This window comes from Candidatus Krumholzibacteriota bacterium (assembly GCA_034520215.1).
Classification (GTDB): domain Bacteria; phylum Krumholzibacteriota; class Krumholzibacteriia; order Krumholzibacteriales; family WJIX01; genus JAGHBT01.
The window spans coordinates 627,944-649,461 of sequence record JAXHNR010000001.1; the positions used below are offsets into that span (position 1 = coordinate 627,944).

16 protein-coding genes are annotated in these 21,518 nt (G+C 39.3%); 11 read left to right on the forward strand and 5 right to left on the reverse strand.

Annotated features, from left to right (window positions below):
- Positions 1-172: 172 nt before the first annotated feature.
- The 7 genes from U5O15_02640 to murB all read left to right on the forward strand — a co-directional run bounded on the left by U5O15_02640 (position 173) and on the right by murB (position 8,530).
- Positions 173-1,030 (forward strand): glycosyltransferase family 2 protein, encoded by an 858-nt coding sequence (locus tag U5O15_02640; protein ID MDZ7859562.1) that lies wholly within the window; start codon positions 173-175, stop codon positions 1,028-1,030.
- Positions 1,031-2,050 carry a lysylphosphatidylglycerol synthase transmembrane domain-containing protein gene (locus U5O15_02645; GenBank protein ID MDZ7859563.1) on the forward strand — a complete coding sequence of 340 codons (1,020 nt, stop codon included), beginning with the start codon at positions 1,031-1,033 and terminating at the stop codon, positions 2,048-2,050. It begins immediately after the preceding gene.
- Between the two features lie 95 nt (positions 2,051-2,145).
- Positions 2,146-2,871 carry a methyltransferase domain-containing protein gene (locus tag U5O15_02650; protein ID MDZ7859564.1) on the forward strand — a complete coding sequence of 242 codons (726 nt, stop codon included), beginning with the start codon at positions 2,146-2,148 and terminating at the stop codon, positions 2,869-2,871.
- Positions 2,849-4,147 carry a Coenzyme F420 hydrogenase/dehydrogenase, beta subunit C-terminal domain gene (locus tag U5O15_02655; GenBank protein MDZ7859565.1) on the forward strand — a complete coding sequence of 433 codons (1,299 nt, stop codon included), beginning with the start codon at positions 2,849-2,851 and terminating at the stop codon, positions 4,145-4,147. Before U5O15_02650 ends, U5O15_02655 begins: the two co-directional genes overlap by 23 nt.
- 381 nt (positions 4,148-4,528) lie before the next feature.
- A complete protein-coding gene (locus U5O15_02660) occupies positions 4,529-6,244 on the forward strand; it encodes a hypothetical protein (GenBank protein ID MDZ7859566.1) in 1,716 nt (571 codons plus the stop codon).
- Between the two features lie 102 nt (positions 6,245-6,346).
- A complete protein-coding gene (gene murA / locus U5O15_02665) occupies positions 6,347-7,600 on the forward strand; it encodes a UDP-N-acetylglucosamine 1-carboxyvinyltransferase (protein MDZ7859567.1) in 1,254 nt (417 codons plus the stop codon).
- A gap of 15 nt (positions 7,601-7,615) precedes the next feature.
- Positions 7,616-8,530, forward strand: coding sequence for a UDP-N-acetylmuramate dehydrogenase (murB, locus tag U5O15_02670; protein MDZ7859568.1), 915 nt, complete (start codon positions 7,616-7,618; stop codon positions 8,528-8,530).
- Here murB and U5O15_02675 read toward each other — a convergent pair.
- The 3 genes from U5O15_02675 to U5O15_02685 are packed head-to-tail and all read right to left on the reverse strand — an operon-like array spanning position 8,519 to position 12,631.
- A complete protein-coding gene (locus U5O15_02675; GenBank protein ID MDZ7859569.1) occupies positions 8,519-9,862 on the reverse strand; it encodes an oligosaccharide flippase family protein in 1,344 nt (447 codons plus the stop codon). The genes murB and U5O15_02675 overlap by 12 nt on opposite strands.
- The gene (locus U5O15_02680; GenBank protein ID MDZ7859570.1) at positions 9,859-10,041 is read right to left on the reverse strand and encodes a hypothetical protein; all 183 of its coding nucleotides are present in this window, start codon (positions 10,039-10,041) and stop codon (positions 9,859-9,861) included. The genes U5O15_02675 and U5O15_02680 overlap by 4 nt, the downstream gene beginning before the upstream one ends.
- A complete protein-coding gene (locus U5O15_02685) occupies positions 10,034-12,631 on the reverse strand; it encodes a hypothetical protein (GenBank protein ID MDZ7859571.1) in 2,598 nt (865 codons plus the stop codon). The genes U5O15_02680 and U5O15_02685 overlap by 8 nt, the downstream gene beginning before the upstream one ends.
- 340 nt (positions 12,632-12,971) lie before the next feature.
- Here U5O15_02685 and U5O15_02690 point away from each other — a divergent pair, with 340 nt between their 5' ends.
- From U5O15_02690 to U5O15_02705, 4 genes are all read left to right on the forward strand, one after another.
- Positions 12,972-14,204: a glycosyltransferase family 4 protein gene (locus U5O15_02690; protein MDZ7859572.1), complete on the forward strand. Its 1,233-nt coding sequence runs from the start codon at positions 12,972-12,974 to the stop codon at positions 14,202-14,204.
- Between the two features lie 357 nt (positions 14,205-14,561).
- Positions 14,562-14,882 (forward strand): hypothetical protein, encoded by a 321-nt coding sequence (locus tag U5O15_02695; GenBank protein MDZ7859573.1) that lies wholly within the window; start codon positions 14,562-14,564, stop codon positions 14,880-14,882.
- Positions 14,883-14,932: 50 nt separating this feature from the next.
- A complete protein-coding gene (locus tag U5O15_02700; GenBank protein ID MDZ7859574.1) occupies positions 14,933-16,600 on the forward strand; it encodes a hypothetical protein in 1,668 nt (555 codons plus the stop codon).
- 322 nt (positions 16,601-16,922) lie between these two features.
- Positions 16,923-18,902, forward strand: a complete 1,980-nt coding sequence (locus U5O15_02705) for an oligopeptide transporter, OPT family (protein ID MDZ7859575.1) — start codon at positions 16,923-16,925, stop codon at positions 18,900-18,902.
- 145 nt (positions 18,903-19,047) lie between these two features.
- Here U5O15_02705 and U5O15_02710 read toward each other — a convergent pair whose 3' ends face one another.
- A complete protein-coding gene (locus tag U5O15_02710) occupies positions 19,048-20,262 on the reverse strand; it encodes a polysaccharide deacetylase family protein (protein ID MDZ7859576.1) in 1,215 nt (404 codons plus the stop codon).
- Positions 20,252-21,346, reverse strand: coding sequence for a glycosyltransferase family 4 protein (locus U5O15_02715; GenBank protein MDZ7859577.1), 1,095 nt, complete (start codon positions 21,344-21,346; stop codon positions 20,252-20,254). The genes U5O15_02710 and U5O15_02715 overlap by 11 nt, the downstream gene beginning before the upstream one ends.
- Between the last annotated feature and the right edge of the window lie 172 nt (positions 21,347-21,518).

Genomic DNA, 21,518 nt, shown 5'->3' on the forward strand with positions numbered 1-21,518 from the left:
AACATCTTTTTGAATAGTAACAATAAAAAGAGAAAAAAGTTAAGAGTAATATTGTAGAAAGAGGTCTTTCTTGATATTAAAAGGAGAGTTTGGTATTTTTGTGCTGTCAATTATATACGGAATAAAAATTGCGTAAGCGCAGTTTGTACTTTAAAAATTACAGGAATAGTTTATGAACTCAAAGAAAATTTCAATAGTAATACCTGCTTATAATGAGGAAGATGGGTTAGTGCGTGCTCTCGGAGGACTTATGCCCATGGCAACAGATAAAGGCTGGGAAGTAATTGTAGTTAATGATGGGTCCTCTGACAGAACGGCGGATGTCGTTCTTCAGCATGAAGCAAAATTAGTCTCACATCCGTATAATAAAGGGTATGGAGCTTCTTTAAAAACGGGAATAAGAAACGCCGCAGGGCAGATTATTGTTATTATGGATTCAGATGGGCAGCATGATGCTGCTGATATTGAAAAATTACTTATACATATGGAGAACTACGAAATGGTAGTTGGCGCGAGAAGCAAGGATGTTCTAATTAGAGCGCCGGGCAAGAAACTTCTTTCTATTGTCGCGAACTTCCTTACCGGTATAAAGATCCCGGATCTGAATTCCGGGTTTAGAGCTTTCTATAAAGATACAGTTAAAAGTTTCATGCATTTTTGCCCCAATGGTTTTTCTTTTTCAACAACTATTACGTTGGCATTTCTTCGTGAAGGATTCGGTGTGAAATACATACCTATAGAGGCTGAAGCGCGTGTTGGAAGAACGAGTTCGGTAAAATTCTTTAGAGACGGATACAAAGCCTTCCTGCTTATAATAAGGGTTATTGTTTTATTCAATCCACTTAAGGTTTTTGTTCCGGCTTCGCTGGGGTTGTTCTTCCTTGGAGTCTTATTTACTCTATACGGTATAATTGCTTTCGGGAGAGCTCCTAACACTGGTATTTTGATTATCCTCTCTAGTGTCATCCTTTTCTTTATGGGAATTCTCGCTGATCAGGTTTCATCTATCAGGCGTGAGAGGAGATTCTGATTGATATTCCATGGAATAGCAGAATCTCTTCGTAGCAAAAAGACCAGAATTATTTTTCAAGTTCTGGGCATTATTCTATTTATTTACATATTAATACGCGTTGATCTATCGGCTGTCTTGAAATCTTTCACTAAAATAAAGCCACTTGAGGTAGGTATTATTTTGATAATACTTGTTACTTTTACATTTATAAAAGGGCTTAGGTGGAAAATTTTATTAGCAGGACAGGGTAAAAGTGTTTCAATGCTACGCTCATTTTCCGTTTATTCCGCTGGTTTATATCTTGGGGTTATAACTCCTGGAAGGGTGGGAGATTTTATAAAGAGTTTGTACCTTATAAACAGAGGGTTTTCGTTCGGGAAGGCTCTATTTAGTTCACTTGTTGACAGGATATTTGATCTGATCTTTCTTGTTCTAATTGGTTACATCAGTTTTATGTTTTTCCCGGGAATTTTTAAGAATCAGATTTTAGTGAGTACTCTGATTTTGATTTTCACCATTATTGCAGTTTTGGTTTTTTTCTGGAGGAGGGATATTCTCTTCCGAATAGCCAAAAATTTTACATCACTTATACTTCCATCCACATTGGGTTCAAAGATGGATCAAATAATATCAGAGGTTCTTGACGAATTTGAAACTTTGAGTTTATCATCAATCATTGGAATAATATTACTGACATTTGGAGCATGGGCACTTCATTATCTTACGTTTATAGTATTCGCGAATATTCTGTCGATAGAAATGTCGGTCTCTGTTTTAATTGTAACTGTATCAGCGGCGATATTTACCGCTCTAATCCCAGTATCGATTTCAGGATTGGGAACTCGTGAACTTGTTTTAATTTTTATATTCAATAGGATTGGCCTAACACGTGAAGCCGCCGTAGCATTTTCATTTTCTTTTATAATTGTATATATTATTCAGAGTACGATTGGAATGATTTGTTGGCTTACAGGTCCATTTCATTCTAGAGATCTACTATCAATTACACATGCAAAAGACAATTTGCCAAAATATTAGTTAAAACTAAAAGGGATTGTTGGGTGTAATTCAAATGTGGTGATTAAATATATATTACAAGAAAATGATTGTAGAAAGAGAGAAGGTTTATCAGAATGAGCCGCTATGTAAATGATTTTAGAATGAAAGAGGTGGAACTGTTCTGGGATGCTATAGCCGAACATGAGTATGAGCACGCAAATGATAAACTTGATCGAGTTCATACTCAACGTTTCAGGGGGGCTATAGAGAGACTTTCGATTACTAATGAATCAAGAGTGCTAAATGTTTGGTCAAGGATTGGTGATGGTGTTCCATTTCTGCGGAAGGCATTTGGCGATTTTAGATTGGTAAATGCTGAACTTTCCCTCGAAATGTTAAAAGCAAGCAAAAAACTCAACCCGGATGAATGTCACACCCAAACTTCGCTTCATGAGTTGCCATTTATCGATTCTTGTTTTGATGTCGTTATGTCACTCGAAACTCTTGAACATGTTCCTGACCCCCTCCTTTTCCTAAAGGAGATAAAACGTGTACTTACTGATGACGGTATGTTAGTTATGAGTTTACCGCCATCGGCTGCCGAATGGACGAGTATAGTCAACAATGTTCTAAAATTCCACCATGGTGAGGGTCCGCACCGTTTTCTCGCCCCTTCTGAAGTTAAGGAAATGTTGGTAGATGCCGGATTCAATCTTGTAAATTACGAGGGCACTTTATTCCTTCCTTTCGGAGGAATGTTAATTGAGAAAATTGACATGTTTATTGGTAGAATAATTGGCAAAGGCCCGCTTGGTCAGTTAGGAATAAGGCAATTCTATGTCTGCAAAGCTTCCAGTTGATATTCTGTTTGATAATGTTATAAACAAGGGATTGTGTACGAGGTGTGGCACATGTGCGGGAGTATGCCCAACTGACAATATTCATATTGGAGATCCTGTTGGTTCATCACTTCCAGTTCATGATGACAATTGTTCTTCCTGTGGGTTATGTCTCTCATCATGTCCGGGTGAGCGTGTAAAATTTAAACCTCTAGAACGATCGCTTTTTCAAGATCAAATATCTCACCCTTTATTGGGTGTTACTAAAAATATTTATCTTTCGCACGCTGTTGATCCTGAAATAAGAAGAGCAGGGGCAAGTGGTGGTTTAGCGACGGCACTGCAATTATATTTGTTTAGACGGAAATTAATTGTTGGTTCAGTCCTTTACACCCGGCACAGATCGGAACCATGGCGGGGAGAGGGTCGAGTAATAGAAGATGAAGTTGGCATTAAAGAGGCATCCCAGAGCCGCTACCACTTAAGCCCAATGAACACAATATTGGGTGATCTAAAAAACAGAGAGGGCAAATATGCTTATGTGGGGCTTCCTTGTCATGTTCATGGACTGAGAAAACTAGAAAAAACCGGATGGAAGGCTAATGCTGAAATTAACCCGGTAATCGGTATATACTGCGGTAATAATCTTTACTTTGAAGCCACACGGGTTATTCTTCGGAAGCTTGGAGTCAAATCGCTTGGGGATGTTGCCTCACTTTCCTACCGTGAGGGTAGTTGGCCAGGATGTTTTTCTGTAACCGACAGGAGTGGTCAGACAAAAGAGATATCCAAGCTGGATTTCAACCAGACTATTCCTTTCTACATCAATCACAGGTGTTTGACTTGCATTGATCTTACGAATGAACTTAGTGATATTTCAGTTGGAGACGGATGGGCAAAAGAAGAAGCTGCAAAAGAAGGGTGGTCTGTAGTTCTTACAAGATCCGAAACAGGCGACAGGATAGTAAAAGATGCTGCCGCAGCCGGCATTATTCATATAGAAGAGATATCAGCCGGTGATGCTGTTGCTATGCATTCACACGCCTTTGATCTTAAAAAGAAGGGCGCATTTATCAGATTGAAACTCTGGAAGAAATGGGGAATAGCCGTACCACGTTATGACAGGGCTTTTTCATCCCAAAAACTTTCAAGAAAAATAGTTGAAGTATTAGTTTCCTTACAATTTTTGTTATGTTCTTCAAGGGGTGGCAGAGCAGTGTTTAACATATTACCTCTTGCAGCTATGGGAAAAATATTCCGTTCTCTGAGAAAGCTATGGATGAAAATATCGAAGTAGAATTTTAATATACATTAATCTATGGAAAGGGATAAATTAATGAGAACAACTAAAGCAAAAAGAATTTGTTACCTGTTTGTTTTTTTAACAGCGCTGTCCCTATTTTTTCCTTTATGCGGACCCTTGATATTCCTTTCCGGACTGATTCAGACTTTTTTCCTCCCCGGTCTAGTGTTTTTCTTCCTTTTCGGGGATAATAAACGTCCCTGGACGGATAATGTGTTTTTTACACCCCTTATCTCACCAATTATACTAACACTTACTGTGTTGATTATGTCCCGGATAACAGGGGATTTTAATCTGTCCTTTAAACTCTCCGCGGGCTTGTATTATTTTCTTTTTGCTCTTGTGATCATTTTGAAGAAGGACCAATTTGGAGAATTGAAATCTGCCATACCTGTAAGTGTCATTACACTATCTATCTGTTACGGGATTCTTTTAGTTGTTACCTATTTTGTTAACGATTTTTTGCTGATTAGATCTGACGCCTGGTATCATGCCTCCGTAGTTAATGAAATAACAGCAAGAGGGATACCACCGATGGAGCCCTTTTTGCCCAACCAGCCTATTAGATACATGTGGATTTTTCACCTGTTTATTGCCACATGGAAAAATCTTTCAAATCTTCCCCTTTTTCGGGCTATGAGTTTTCTTAACATTATAAGCGCTTTTGCTTTGCCATACCTTGTAGCAAGAATCATTTCTTCATTCATTTCCAGCAGTCGGAAGGTGTTTGTCTCTACTCTTATAACGATTGCCGGACTGGAATCTGTTTCATGGATAGTATGGCCTGTTTTCCTTTTAAGGGCTCTTTTTGGTGAGGTCAGAGGAATGGAAGAGGTTTTAAGAAATATCAATGCAATCCAGCTTAGTGGACAGGGCCCCCTTAAGTTTTTAAGTCCATTTGGTACCTGGATGGTTAATCTGAGCGATAAATTTATTACTATAACTTCGTTCAGTTTTTCACTGAATCTCTTTCTTCTCGGCTTCGTGATTTTTCTATCGCGCGGGTTCCTTAGGAATTCTAAGATCAAAGCTGTTATTACATTCTTTGTTATTGCTCTTGGTGCGTTTCTCTTTCATATAATTACAGGTACGGTTCTTATATGTACCCTTGTTGGAGCGGGAGTACTGGTTCCATTCATAAGAAGATATATTTCGGAAGAGACGGCTTTATTCTTGCCCGAATCCCTTCCAGCCATCGCCGCGATCCTTGCTGCTGTTGCCGGGTTGCCTTACCTCGTATCACTCGGTGGAACAGAAACCGGGAGTGGTAATTTATTCTCTGAATATATCCATTTTGGTTTTAAGAATGTTGCTACAATTGTCCTGCCCCTGTTAATATTGTTCTACCCAGCTCGACGCGCTTTTAAAAAGGTATTTTTCGCAGAGAGTCATGAATATGCTGTTATAGCCTCGTGGATTATCCCTCTTATTATCCTGAATCTATTTGTTGATCTGCCAACCCGCAGCGAATCGAAACTAATTTTTCCACTATTCCTTCTTCTCGGATCCGTAATATCTATTGAAATTACCAGTATGATAATGGATTCTCGTGGAGTAAAAAGAAAACTCATTATAACAGCTACTTTTCTACTTTTCTTTATCCCGCCCTTTCTTACATTTCGCGGGTTTATAGTTGCACGCCCTGGTGAGGAAGAGGTGCTGGTTGTCAGACGCGATGCTTATAGTGGAGAAAAAGACTTTTTCGAGTGGATAAGGAAAAATACTGATAAAAATGCTGTATTTGCTGAAAAGGGGTTCAATCACTTGGTGCCCGTTTTCGCTTCGAGAAGAAGTTTTGCGGGAGGATTGAAATTCTGGAGAGTTTATGGCTATAATAAAGATTATGTTGCGCGGCACTACAATCTTAACGAGCAATTGTTTGCCTGCGGTTCATTAAGTGACGAAACTGTGGAAGCCATTAAGAATATTGGATTTGATTTGTATATAGCCGTTTTTGATAGAGACATAAAAAAATGTCCTGTTCTAGGTTCCAAATTTCAAAAGCGGAACGATTTATTTGAATTGGTATATTCCCAAAGAAACGCGAGGCTCTATCATTTAAAACAGTTCCAAAAGAATAAAAAGGATTGAGAATTACAGATCGTATAATGTTATATTTTTGCCTTTTTTGAACAATTCTTGCATACTATTTTATAACAGCACTTACAGCTATTAATCTTCAGGGGAGACGTGATGGAAGTATTTCGAATTAGAGGTGGAAACAGTCTTGAGGGAGAGGTGAATTTAAGCGGCGCTAAAAATGCCTCGCTGCCTATTTTGTTCGGCTCTCTGATAAGCGGCGGGATTGTTGAATTAGAGAATGTTCCGGTCTTGATGGAAGATATACGCGTGGCCATCGAGATAATAAAAAGTATCGGAGCCGAAGTTAAAGTCAGCGGGAACAAAGTTATTATCGATCCATCCGGAATAAAAGATTCTTCATTGCCCCTGGAACTTGTTTCAAGAATCCGTTATTCACTTCTGCTTCTCGGTGTATTTCTGAATCGATTTGGCAAAGTGGAACTTCCTTTTCCCGGCGGATGTGATATCGGGGCGAGAAAATTTGATCTACACATCAAGGGGCTTCGTGACCTCGGCGCGGAAATGGTCGTAAATGACGAGGGTGTCTTCGGCACTGTCGGTTCGTTAAAAGGTGCTGAGGTGGAATTCTATCTTCCGACTACTTCCGGCACTGAAAATATTATGATAGGCGCTTGTATGGCCAAGGGTACGACTGTTATCAGAAACGCGAACACCAGACCTGAAATCCTTGATTTCGCGAGTTTCTTAAACGGTATGGGAGCAAATATCAGGATTTCAAACCGCTTAATTGAAATAAAAGGTGTAAATAGTCTTAAAGGAACAAAGCATAAAATCATGAAAGGTTCAGATGAAGCAATGACCTATATGATAGCCGCAGGCATTACAGGCGGGGAAATAGTTATCAAGGACTATAATCTTGATTATCTGAGGGTCGATGCACAATATCTAAGAGACTGCGGGATGGAAATCTTTGAATGGGGCGGTTCTATTTATGTTTCCGGAAAGAAGGAAATATCTCCTTTTGATATGTTTACTGCTCCGTATCCGGGAGTAAATTCTGATATGCAGCCGCTTTTTTCCGCTTTAGCGCTTAAGGCTGACGGTGAATCCACGATAACGGACCAGCGTTTCACCGACAGGTTCAGCTATGTTAAAGAGCTTAGATCTTTCGGCGCCGAGATAAATCACTACGGCAACTGCGCAGTTGTTCTGGGGGGAAAAGAACTTAGAGGAGCAAGTGTACGGGCGACTGATCTTAGAGGCGGTGTGTCTGAAGTACTTGTGGCTCTTATGAGTAATGGGGAGACTGTAATAAGTAATATATATCAGATAGACAGGGGATACGAGAGGTTGGAGAAGAAACTGAGCAGCCTGGGCGCCAGTATTGTAAGAACGGAAGATTAGGATTGAACAGATATAATGACGGAAAATTATATAGATATAATAAATAATAATATAAAGGGCGCTATTTACACCGGGGAACCCTTGTCAAATCACACTACCTACAAAGTAGGAGGAGAGGCTGAATGTCTTGTGTGTCCGGACTCCACGGAGGAAGCTCGCTGGATTTATGAATATGCCAAAAGAGAATCAATACCCCTGACACTTCTTGGGACCGGCTCGAATGTGATTGCTCCCGACCGCGGGATAAGAGGTATCGTTCTGAAACTCAGAACCGGTTCGGCGCGGGTTCAATTTCCCGAAGATAACAGAATTGTCGCGGATGCAGGCGTTACTCTTATAGACCTCGCAAAAAAGGCCGCGGCGAAAGGGCTTAAGGGGTTTGAATCTATCGCTGGCATCCCCGGCACGGTTGGAGGAGCGGTCTTTATGAATGCCGGGACAAAGGACGGAGATACAGCTTCTTTACTTGAAAAAGTGGAAGTCATTACGGGCTGTGGCAGGAAGAGAATATTTTATAAGGAGGAGCTTTCTTTTGGATATAGAAAAAGCGCTTTCCAGAAAACTGACTGGCTTATTCTGCGGGTCCATTTTAAACTTGAAAGGGGAGTGCCTGAAAGAATAAGGAAAGGCATAGAAAAGATATATAGGGAAAGGCAGAGGAAATTCCCTCTCGATTTTCCAAATGCCGGGAGTGTTTTTAAAAGACCGCCGGGGGATTACGCCGGCCGGTTGATTGAAGAAGCCGGATGCAAAGGTATGAGCGTTGGGGGCGCTTCCGTGAGTAAGACTCACGCCAACTTCATAATAAATTCTGATAACGCCACATCGGAAGATATAATCGGGCTGATATCAGAAATACGACGTATTGTCTACGATAAGTATGGAATCTACCTGGAGCTTGAGCAGAAGATATTTGAATCATTCAGATAGATTTGAACGATTGTTTTTGTTAACGATAGAGCGTATGTGCTGAAATCCCTTTTTTGCTAATTTAATGTACTTTTTAAAGTCTTCTTTATCAGGAACAAGGATTTTCCTGAGTTTTATTTTTGTCTGTATACGGAAGAATATCAGCAGTATAATTGAAAGTACCGAATATGAAATACTTGTGGCAATCCCCGCTCCGATAATGCCTAACCTGGGAATCAGAAAGATATTAGCGATCACATTAATTATAAGCCCTATAGTTGAAGCAAATATACCGATACCAAGTTTTTTCTTCGAGGCGAAGTATGAAGCAAGGAATTTGTAAATTGGGAAAATAGTTATTCCCCATAATATAGAATAGAGAGCATAAGCTACAGCTTCGTACTCCTTTCCATACAATAAAATAACAGCGGGATGGATTATAAACAAAGCGAGAATAGCCAGAGGGACCATGAGAAACAGATTGTTTCTACATAACCTGGCCGTAAATTTCGAGGTTCCTTTGTTCATTGCCATGAGTGTTGGGAAAAGCAGAGCGCTCATGGCATTTGGAATATACCAGAAGCGCTGAGCGATACTGGCGGCGATCTGGTAGTAACTGACATCACTTGCGGTGAGAAAATATTTAACCAGGAAAATGTCCAGCTTGTAATTCAGAAAATTAAAAATAAGAATCAGATAAACTTTTATCCCGTAACGGAAAAACGGTCCGGTCATGGAAAAATCAATTTTTGCCATTGGGCGATATTCTTTTGTGAAAAGAATAAAAGCAAGAAGACTCGCCGCAATAAAGGAAACGGTATAGCAGATTATTGCTTCCTTAATTCCGCCATTAAAAATCCAGACAATAATAATTACCAGAACGAGATAAAACAGGCTGTTGAGAATCCTTGTAATATTTGCCTCTCTTATCTTAAGATCGGCCATAAGAAATCTGATAAGAAAATTGTGTAGAAAGTAAAATGGAATAGCGATAAGTCCTATCAGCATCAGTGAGGGTGGTATACCTGTCCAAATATCTTTTATATAGGGGTATATGAAGAAAAAGATGATTGCCATAAAGCTACCAAGAATAAAGGGAACCGCGAATACAAATGAAAGAATCTTATTTCGGCTGTAATTTCTTTCTCCCGTAAAGTAGGCAATAGCAGAGCCGAAGCCAAAATGCCCCAGGGAGAATAATAACGAAGACGCCATAATAATCAGGCCGAAATAGCCTCTTTTTTCAGGTCCCAGCACTCTTGCTATAATTATCCCCGCGGCAGTTCCGAGTATGGTGGCTGAAATATTTGTTACAAAGATTCTGCCAGCTTTTTTTACAAAAGAGATGATTATCCTCCCCTGGAAATGATCTTTGCTGGTATACCGGCAACGGTTACGTCTTGGGGGATTGAGTCAATAACTACCGAATTAGCACCAACCGTAGCTCCGTTTCCGATTGTAACGGACCCCAGTATTTTTGCTCCCGTGAAAACAACAACATTTTTTTCCATTCCATTCGTCCCTTTATTCAATGATTATTTTCCCCATATCCGGTCCGTCAAAGCTGTCATCGTCATTTAAAAGGTCTTTGCTGCTGTAATTAGGATAAGCTGTACGTACTGACATTTTTACTGAAATTGTGTATTCTCCCGAGGCTATATCTTCAGGGATATCTATAAACATACTGTCATTTATTATATGCATAGGCGGCCATTTGTCAGGAGTAAATATACCGTTTAGAGGTAGATGACCAATACGGAAACGAAATCTTTGCCCTCTTACCCTTTCGAGAATTTTCCTATATATTTTCCCATACCATTTATGGAAAAGAAGCCCTTTATCAAAATCCGTGTCGAATCGAATATATGAAAGGTAGCTTCCGTAGTCGAGTTTTTTGCCTGCAACCCACTTAACATCAAGTTTTAGTTTATCACCTTTATTTATTATTTGTCTGTGAGGGTGAATAGACTTTATAAAAATCCCGGGGGTTTCAGAAGGAGTTAACTTCGATAATTCAATTTTTGTTATTTTGTTACCTATATATTCTTTCTCATGTTGTTTGCCTGAAGTTGTTACATAACTTGATGACAATTTATCGGTAATCTTAAAGATGGCGGTATTATTATCCTTGTATAATAATTTGAAAAAGGTTGGATATTCTGAAAATCTATTAATTGTTTCCATCGCCATTTTGTTATCCGGTTTCCAGTACAGTGTTCCTGTAGATACTGGGATCTTCCCGTTTACGACAATATATTCGGCTTGGTATTTAGTAAGCACTTTAGCAATATCAGACATTGGAGTTAAAAAAGAGAAGATGTCTCGACAGTCCATAATGCGCTGCAGGGCTGTCGAATCGTTTGGTGTAGAATGCTGGCTATTTGTGCAGATTACAAATTGATTCGTGAAGGCGGGTATGCAGTAACTTGTCATCGGATCGGAAGCGATGACACTTCCGTCGGGGACTTTTTCGTTAATTTGATTATACAGGTCGGAGATATTCAAACAACTGTATTCAGGTTTTAAACCTGTTGTTTTTGAATAGGCGAAATTTGGGGGTGTGATTGCAAGTTGATAACCGATAAAAACAATTATAGCGACACAGCCTATAATAGCTGCACCTTTTGAAATCGAAATTGACCGTCCCTTCAATTTTTCCCAGAGTGTTTTAATGAGGACAGCTGTTATTAAAGATGCCGGCAGAGCTATTGTTAATCTCATTACAAGATATGAGATTACTTTCATAAGAGGCGGTATCAGGATTGGATTAAACATCACTCCCCATATAGCAATTGTTCCCCATAGGAGGAGTCTAAGGTTTTCCTCATTCTTTGATTGTTTCCACAGGATAAAAATAGAAATAAAAGCGATAATACTCAATACACCCGTTTGTTGATAGAGCGTTACAGGATTAACTGTATAAAGATTTTCGGTAATACTGAAGATACCCTGAAGGTGTGTGTGAATTTCATTGTTTGGGGCGTAATCTCTAAGGTAACGCATTAGCAAATATGGTATATTTACAACTATTGTGATTGCTGCAATCAAAGGAGCTGTTTTTGTTATTAATTTTTTTCTTGCCGTGGGGGAATTTTCGATAAATTTTGCAATAATTAGCACGCAAAGTATAAAGATATCCACTACGAAGTGTCCTATATGCGTTCCTGTTGCAGCGATTGATGCTCCCGCTATTAGAGCAAGATATATTTTCTTATTATTCTTTAAAAAACCGAGGATTGAAAAGAGAAATACAAGGGAGAAGATTCTTCCTATGGGAAAAGAGAACGCCGCGGTGATCAGTCTGTATGAAGTGAGTCCGCCTCCGTGGATAAATACAAAAAGGAAAGCAGCTATTAAGCCCGTAGCCGCACTTCTGAAGATAAACCAGCCGGCACAGAAAAGAGCCAGGATGATAAAGGTAGAGCTTATAGCTGATATTAGAGGCCAGATAATTACAACATCTTCATGTCCTGTTAAGAGATTTATTGTTCCCCACACCGCATGCATAAGGCCCTTTCGAATATCGTTGGTCAGCATTCCGCCATCTTTGTATAGATACTGCTCGGGAAAGACGTTATGAGAGATAGATACTCTTTTTATATAACCTATATGGTCAACTGAATCACTCGTGTACATCAAGGGATCGCCGTGACCAATAATCAGTATAACAACGAAAATCAGCAGAAAAAGAAGGATTATGCGGGATTGGGTAGAAAACCCGGGCAGATCAAATTGTACTAACCCGGCTTTAGTAAAGGAAGAGGAGATGATTTTCCTGAAGAGCGCTAGAAACAACGATAAAGCTGGCATAAGAATTCCGATAAAAAAGATGTCTAGATGAAAAAGAGCAAATATCATAAGAAGTAAGAATGTAAATACTGTTCCAAACAGGAATGAAAGTAAGGTGTATCCGGGCAGATCAAGATCACCAAAAATTGTTTTAGTAAAGAGGTATCCCGGAAGAAGAATAATACTGAAGAAGAAAAAGAGGAATAAAAATGGATAATATCCAATAGAGAAAGAGAATTTGAGAAAGAACATGTGCATAAGAAGCAATAGGACAACAAGAGCAATTTCCCAGTTTTCTTTAATATATTTTTTTGCTTTTATTCCTGTGTACATAGCTTTAACCGGCACCTGGATACAAGAATTTTAGATTATTGTTCAAAGGATACTTCAGGAACACTTGTTGTTATCTTATCATTTGATTCAAGCCAGTTCTTCTTTTCACAAATGTATTTTTTCATTTTATCTGCCCGGTGTAATTATTCCAAATTTACCGTTAAGATTTATTCTTCCGTGTTTTTCTAATATATCAAGTATAATCAATCATTTGACATACTTTTTGCAAGACTTATACCATACTACTATTGTAAGATGTAATGTTGAAGTAGTAAAATCCAGGGCGATATTTTTGTAATCTGCTTGCAGGAGTTAGGTTTAAGAAAACGTTGGAGGATAATTGAGAATATTAATTTGTTACCCTTGGCTTGAGCTCGGCGGTGCGCCCAAGACAGCAATAACTCTGGCTAAGGGATTGAAGGAGAGAGGCCACCAGGTATATTTTTTCTCTAAAAAGGGCGGTATGTACGAAAGTCTTTTAAAGAAAGCTGATATACCGCTGATTTCAGCTCCATATAATTCTTTTCTTCCACATTTGTTCCATTTGAACACCAGGGCTTACCGTATATTGAAAAGGACGGTTGAAAAGTATTCGATAGATATCATCCATGCTTTTCATCCCATTTCCTATTTTCTTTCCCTGTTTTTTGCTCCGGGAAAGGATATTCCTGTTTTATACACGGTTGTTGGACCTCAGGACAGATGGCCATATCCGGCTTATCCGGGAAGAATTATGTTTGTGGCTGAGGAATTCAAGGATCAGTCAGAGCCGTTTCTGGGGAGATATTCTAAAGAGAGGATCGTGCTTCCAAACCGTGTTGATCTCGACAGATTCGGCAAAGATGTTGACTGGTCTGATTTTGCCATGAAGAAAGGGCTTCCGGAAGAAGGGGTTAAAATAGCATTTATGAGTAGGCTGGGACATACTAAAGAAAAATCGGTGTTCTATTCTATGGATGCTACCGAAATACTGGTGGAAAGGGGTTTTATGACGACACTTGTTATTGCCGGCGACGGGCCTTCCTATAGCCGGCTCCTTGAACACGCAAAAAAGATAAACGACAAGTATTCACGAAATCTGATAATATTTATTGGGAAAACCTCCAAAACGTCGGAACTTATGTCCTGGGCTGATATCGTTCTCGGTATCGGAAGATGCGCTTTTGAAGGAATGGCTACCAGTAAACCGACTCTGATTGTGGGGGAGACGGGTTTGGCCGGCGTTGTCCATAGGGATAATGTCAAGGAACTGCAGTATTACAATTTTGCCGGCAGGAATGTAAAAAAGGAACAGGATCCGGTTCTTCTGGCTGATTCTATTGAAGAGATCATGAATGATAGCCGCAAGTATAAAGAGTTAGCGGCTTTCTCAAGGGAGTACATCATCGAAAATTACGGATACCGCGAAGGTGTATTGAGGCTTGAAGATATTTATAAAAAGGCTCTGGAAGATAAACGGTTGAGTTTTTATGAAAAGGTAAGAACTCTTATAACAAACTTTTCGTATGGATTTTGCAGAAGTGCTTATATAGCTATGATAGTCAAAATAAAAGATATCTTTTCACGAGATTAATTTGATGAAAAAAGCATAGAGGCAATGGATACTAATAGAAAAGCAGAGGAGATATTACATTATGAGACAGACGGATTTAAAGAACGAATTGGAATCTTTTACAACTTTAGAAGAGTTGCCCCAGTGCGGGAATATACAGCGGGGGAAAGAACTTCATGTTCAGATAAAAAGACGTTCATCTCTAGATTCACGGAGAAAACTTTTATTTATATTGAACAATTTATCGTTACCGGCTGGCGGAAATGTATTAGAAATAGGCCCAGGGTGTTGTAACTTAGCGTTAGAATTCTTCCAGCGGGGATTCAATTATTACGGTTATGATATGGTAGATAAAAATATTGAAAAAATTGCCATAGATTGCTTAAGCCCGGGGGACGGATAGTAATAATCGACGGCAATATATTTGATCTACGAGGAACATTTAACATGATCTTTAAGAGGAAAGACGGAGGAATTCGGTGGTTATTTAATAAAAACAAGGTTTACGATAGCTACGGAATGGGCTGGAAAGGAAAATGCGAAGATGTAAAATCGATATTTTGGTGGAAAAGGACGCTGAGAAAACACGGATTTTCAGTTGTCAAAATATCAACGACCAGCTCATTTCACGACTGGTTTAGAAAGATTGGCTTATGGCCCTTTTTTGGCAGCGTGATAGCCGTTGGTGAAAAGAATTAAATTGCTACTGTTTTAAAACATTCAGTTTGAATTTGAGGTAGAAGGAAATTATGAAACCGCCATTTTACTGTTTCTGTTTCGGCTTAGAAGAAAACACTCTGAGTAAATTTGTACAACTGGGGTTTGACCTGTTCGGCAACGTTGATTCCGGGTATTTCTTTTGTGATGGTAGTAGTAACTGGTTTGGTAATGCTATTAATTCAATTAGAGATGACTATGATTCTGGTCGCAGCGGGGATTATAAAAAGCAATCATACGCCAATATCAATAAAAAACTATTTAATGCAATTAGCGATTATTGGGGAATGCGCCCTCATTATTACTATCACGAGGGCAGCAAATTTATATGCAGTAATAATTTATTACTAGTATCACTTTTCTCCGGCGCAAAAAAAATCTGCAGAAAATCTATGCTCGATTGTCTGCTTTTTGTTGTACCTCAGAACAATAGGACCTGGTTAGAAGATATTCGTGTGACAGGCCCCGGAGAGCATATCAGGTATTCTTTGGAAGAAAACAGCATTGAAATCCTAAAGAAACAATCCTGCCACGAATTATCCTCAATATCCGGGAAGAATATAAAAAGGACAGGATCGATAGCAGAAAGCTATTCGCGGTATTCAAGCTATTGTGAAAAAGAACTCTCGGAATTTCCAGTTTCTATGAGTCTTTCTTTTGGAAGTGATTCAAGAACTGTTTTGTCTCTGATACGGAAGAACCTCCCAAAATTAACCGCCTACACATTTGGTGATAATGATATGATTGAATTGAAACAGGTTCGGCAACTGGCAACTGAATTAGGATTGCAACACGAATCAGTTCCGTTCTCTGATTCATATTCTAATTTTAATTCTATAAATTTTTCAGGTGCCGTGTTGTCAGGTTTTTACATGAATCCTTTCAGAGTTCATTACTATTCGCTGTATAAAAGGATGGAAGGAAACAGGGCCGCGTTTGAAGGTATTCTCGGGAGTGAATTCATTAAAGCCGAGCTTGCTCAGAATGCAATGATAAGCACTGTTCAAGCTGATCATTTACGGGGACTGAAACTGGACGAAGCTGTAAGAAAAGAATTTGGGAATTCTAAAATTTCCGATGAATTAACTGAACACGGGAAATCGAATCAAGAAGATTACTGGAATTCTGATGATAAAATCAAAGTTTATGCCGAATGGGCACTTTCTAATATACCTTCCTTTATTTTCGCACCTATTTATTCCTTTCTCTACGTACGGGGCGTCTTCCCTTTCAGCCCTTTTCTGGACAGGAATATTCTAGCAACTATATTTGCTGATGGTTATGGGATAACTTCATACAATTCAGCCACGTATGATCATCCTGGGCCTATTCGAGCAGTTATTCCGGAAGCTATCGCAGCCAAGCATCTTGATAAGCGGTTATACAACACCCGGTTATCCAGGTTCTTCAGTTTCAGAGAATGTTTGAGTAGAAACAAATTCCTGCTTAAATATATAATCTATCTGCGGAGAGCTAAATACGAATATGGAAATAGAGAGCATTCGTTCGGACAGGTGAAGAATTGGGTAATTGACGATGCTTTCGGTGAATACATGGAAAATCGGGATTTATATTTTCCGTATTCAGATAACTCTCTGATAACAAAGGTAAACGGTACAGCTGCTACAATAAGGGAAGTACTTTCAGATGAAGAACGCGTTTGCGAGATAATCAGAGACAATATGTCCAATCTGACTTGAATAATTCTATCAGCGAAGTATTAAATTATGTTCAGTATACCTCTTTCTGTTATGAGCTTAGCTGAACTAAAAAATTTTGCAGAAGTCAGTTTGCGTCTGCATTTAATGAAATACCAGCCGCACTTTAGACATTTCTGAAACGGGGATTATATCGGACTGAATCATTTTCTGTTCATTTCTTACGGTAAGTAATAGAATGCGGGAGAGCTAATAGGGACTATTTTGTTGACACGACCTGTGAATTTGCGGTAGATATCAAGGTTAAATATAGTAGAAGTTATTTTAATTTATATGTCAGATTCCGCATTCAGAAGGAGGTTTTATGGAAGAGGAAAAGGGTGTGAAAGGACTGCCTGAAAATGCTTACAGAGTTTTAGAACCCGGAGAGGAATATGTTCCCTATGTACCCGCGGGGAAAAAGATACCCGAAGTAACATTCAGGTCTGTCTTTATCGGAATTCTTATGGCTGTGCTTTTTACAGCCGCCGCGGCTTATCTTGGACTTAAGATAGGCCAGGTCTTTGAAGCTGCTATTCCTATCGCTATACTTGCCGTGGGAATGGGCGGGATGTTCAGGCGCAAAAGTACAATTAGTGAAAATGTTATCATACAATCCATAGGGGGAGCTTCAGGCGTAGTTGTGGCGGGGATGATATTTACACTGCCGGCTATCTTTATTCTGAATCTTCAACTGCAGTTCTATCAGACATTCCTCGCCGCTCTTCTGGGAGGATTTTTAGGGATCGTCTTTATTATCCCGATGCGGCGCTATTTTGTAAGAGATCAGCACGGTTATCTGCCCTTTCCGGAAGGGACTGCTATTACAGAAGTTCTTGTTACGGGCGAGAGGGGCGGAGATCAGGCCAAAGTACTGGTTAAAGCGGCTGTTATTGGCGGTATATACGATTTCTGTATTGCCACGTTCGGGCTCTGGCGCGAAGTAATTTCTACGAGGGTTATTGCTCCTCTCGCTGTTGTTGCCGACAAGGCAAAGCTTGTAGTAAAGATCAATGCCGGCGCGGCTGTTATGGGGCTTGGATATATCATAGGTCTTCGTTACGCCACTATTATCGCGGCCGGAAGTTTTGTTTCCTGGCTTGTTCTTATACCGGCTGTTTTCTACTTCGGCCAGCATCTTGGGATGCCGGTCGGGGATACAACTCTGACTATCGCTCAGATGAGCCCTGAAGAAATATTTTCTAATTATATCCGCCATATAGGTATCGGCGGTATAGCTGTGGCTGGAATAATAGGTATTCTTAAATCATCTAAGATTATTATTTCCACATTTACCGTGGGGTTCAAGGAGATTTTCACAGGCAAATCTGAAGCTACCGCGGAGAGGACCGATAGAGATATAGGAATGGCGGCGGTTGTCAGCGGAATCGTTATCACACTGCTTGCGGTATTTCTCTTTTTCGGTATGGGCGTTGTAGATTCCTGGGCTTTCGCGGTGATAGCCCTGCTTGTTGTAGCTATTATATCATTTCTTTTTACCACAGTTGCCGCGCGCGCTATCGCTATTGTCGGCATGAATCCCGTTTCCGGAATGACACTTATGACTTTGATATTATCCAGTGTGATACTTGTCAAAGCGGGGCTTACGGGAGCTGCCGGCATGGTCTCAGCGTTGATAATAGGCGGAGTTGTCTGTACCGCCCTTTCAACCGCAGGGGCCTTTATAAGTGATCTTAAGGTGGGCTATTGGCTCGGGTCAACACCTGAGAAACAGGAGAAATACAAATTCCTCGGTATTGTTGTAGCGTCGGTCAGTATAACAGGAGTTATAATTCTTCTTAACAAAGTTTACGGATTTACCGGAGAGGGAAGACTCGCGGCTCCTCAGGCGAACGCTATGGCGGCAGTGATTAAAACGCTGATGTCAAACGCGACCGTTCCCTGGGGGTTGTACCTCGCGGGCGGTTTTATGGCCTTGATACTCGAAATGCTCGGGATATCACCCCTGGCATTCGCCCTTGGTATGTACCTTCCAATTGAACTTAATACTCCTATTCTAATCGGGGGTCTTGTAGCGTATTTTGTTTCGACGAGAAGCAAGGACAAAGCGGTTAACAAGAAGAGGAAGGAACGGGGCACTCTGATCGCTTCCGGGTTTATCGCAGGCGGCGCTCTGATGGGTGTTATAAGCGCGCTTGTGGCTCTTCCGGGATGGGATGAGGTTCTTAACACCGGAATAGCCGAGAAGCCCATAGGTGAAGTGCTGAGTGTTGTACTGTTCGCGGGATTGTGTATTTATCTCTATATAGATTCTAAGAAAGGGGCTGCTGATAAGGTCGCGTAGTGAAAGATGTTGAATTATGTTCCTTTTATGAATGGGAAATTATTTGTTACAGTAAAACCGTTGGTTCGGCAAGGTGCCGGGCCAACGGTTTTTTGATGAAAGTCGATAATTTTGTGATTGATTATGAAATATAATAAAGGACACATTAAGAGGTTTTAAATAACCTTAATATTTCCTTCAGGATTTTTCTTATTAATCGCGCCCAGAAGTGGGCAAAAAAGATTCTTTTATATTCGAGTAAGCTTAAGATCAAAGTAAAACCCGAATGATATACAACTTTTGAATCTTTTTCTGTTCTTCCATCCCAAAATAAGATTGCCGATGTTCTGGAAAATCTGTCAGATTTCTCGGACGGCAAATTCAGTAGAGAATCGCGAAATGACCGAGGCAAATCCTTTGCAGCGGTTGTCATTTTATACCCTATCTTTCTCGCCAGATAAACTCCGGTTTGTGTGCCGCTGCCGCCCGGCCAACATAGAAACTCGACCTTTTTATTCAAATTTTCTTCCAGTATTTTCTTTGAATCATAAAGTTCTCTCCATATTCGTTCTTTATACTCTTTCTCTGATTCATACCTGTCATTTTTGTGAATTTTCTTTGCTTTTTCAGCTTGCTCGAAAAGAATTTCTTTCCATCGCGGGCCTTTAAAAAATTCAATATTACCATGTGTTTCCACATATCTTTTTAAGTCCAGAGCTATCTCTTTATCAGGAAAATATCTCGGAGATGACAGGCTTTTATCATTTTCATATACCGGTTCGCCATAGTTGATTAGATTTTCATCATCAAACTGCAAATGAGGTTTCTTATCGATATTGTTATTCCAGGTATTCCAAATATATATGTCTGAGGGATGTCTGAAATCGATTATTTTATCCGATACCGGATACCATGTATGTGTCATAGCGTGTGACTGAGGGTCAAAGACACCTTCTTTTTCCCCTATTTGTAATTCCTGCCAGCTTAAGAAGCCCGAAGTATCCGATAAATTGAGTTTATCAATAGAGGACACTTCATCAGCGCGTTTTCTGATAATATTTCTTTTATCCACAAATTCGGGGTTAACGAATATTGTACCTTTCATTCCATATTTTTTCATTATCGGATAAGCAAAGATCCAGTTATCGGCAAAGCCGTCATCAAAAGTTAAAATAACGGATTTCTTTGGCAACTTTTTATTATTAAAAACAGAATTGTATAAATCTTCTAAATTTATGGTTACAAACCCCGTTTTCCTTAACCATTTCATTTGGTTTTCAAACTTATCATACGGACAGGTAAGATGCTTCCACATCCAGTCTTTATTCGGGATGCCTACTGTATGGTACATCAATACCGGAACGGGAGTTTCATTTTTCATTGGCCGCCTCGTTAAAAATAGTCTGATAGTCATCCAGCATTTCCTTGTATGAATATTTTCTTTCATAGGTTTTTAGAGCTTCAGCAGCGTAAGATTCGCTTTTTCGGCGGTTATCTATTAATTCTTTTATCTTTGATGATAGTTCCAAATGATTGCCCTGCTCAAACAATATTCCATTATATCCATTTTCTATAATTGTGTTTATTCCCTTGACGTCTGAGCCGATCACCGGAAGCTTGTTGTACATTGCTTCCAGTAGCGATAGAGGAGTAGCTTCATACTTTGAAGTTATAACATAAAGATCTGATATCTTGTATAAGTCGGGGATATCTTCTCTAGGCACATTACCTAGAAATTTTGTTCGTTCTGAATATTTTACACTCCTGATCATTTCTTCCTTCAGGTTTCCTTCGCCGGCAAAAATTAAATATAGATTGTTTTTATCTACAAAATCACTTTTAAGTAAATTGAATCCCCTAAGTAGGGTTAGAGGTGATTTCAGTTCCTTTAATGAACCGACGTACAAAATAATTCTAGAGTCTTTTGGGATATTATATTCTTCTTTTATAACATCAGTTTCATTTTCACTCTTTCTAAATGGCAATAGCGGAGGAATATATTTAACATTCAGTTTGGCTCTTCTATTGTATTCTTCGCAAATTCTCTCTGAAACTCCAATCAGTCTAAAAGCATTTCTAAAAGCCCAATAAAATGGGAAAAAGGGTTTCCACGGGTTCAGGCTGCCTCCATGTATTGTGATAATATATTCAATCCCAAAGATTTTTTTCAGTATAGGATATATTAACCATCCAAACCAATGAGACCGCATGTAAGAGAGGAAAATAACGTCAATCTTTTTTCGGGTTCTTAAAACATACCATAGTAATTTCAATGGCATAATGTAGCTTATGGGGCGCTGTTTTTTTACATTTACCAATTTGATATTTGCATGCTTTTTTGTGCAACATGAAAATAAAGTAACATTGTTGTTTGCTGATAATTTATCAGCAAGATAATAATTGAAAATTTCTGCTCCACCTGTAACACATGGATAAATATGATTTGAAACAAATAGAATTTTCATGTTCTTGTTTCTAAAATTTTATTTTTTGTTAAAGGTACCTGATCCAATCATGATTGTTTTGTTAGAAGTATTATAGGTTCTCAATCGAATTTATTCAATCAAGTATTCATATATAAATTTATCCAAAAGTGGTAATGTTAAGTTTAATGAATATTATGGACTTCAGGTTAGT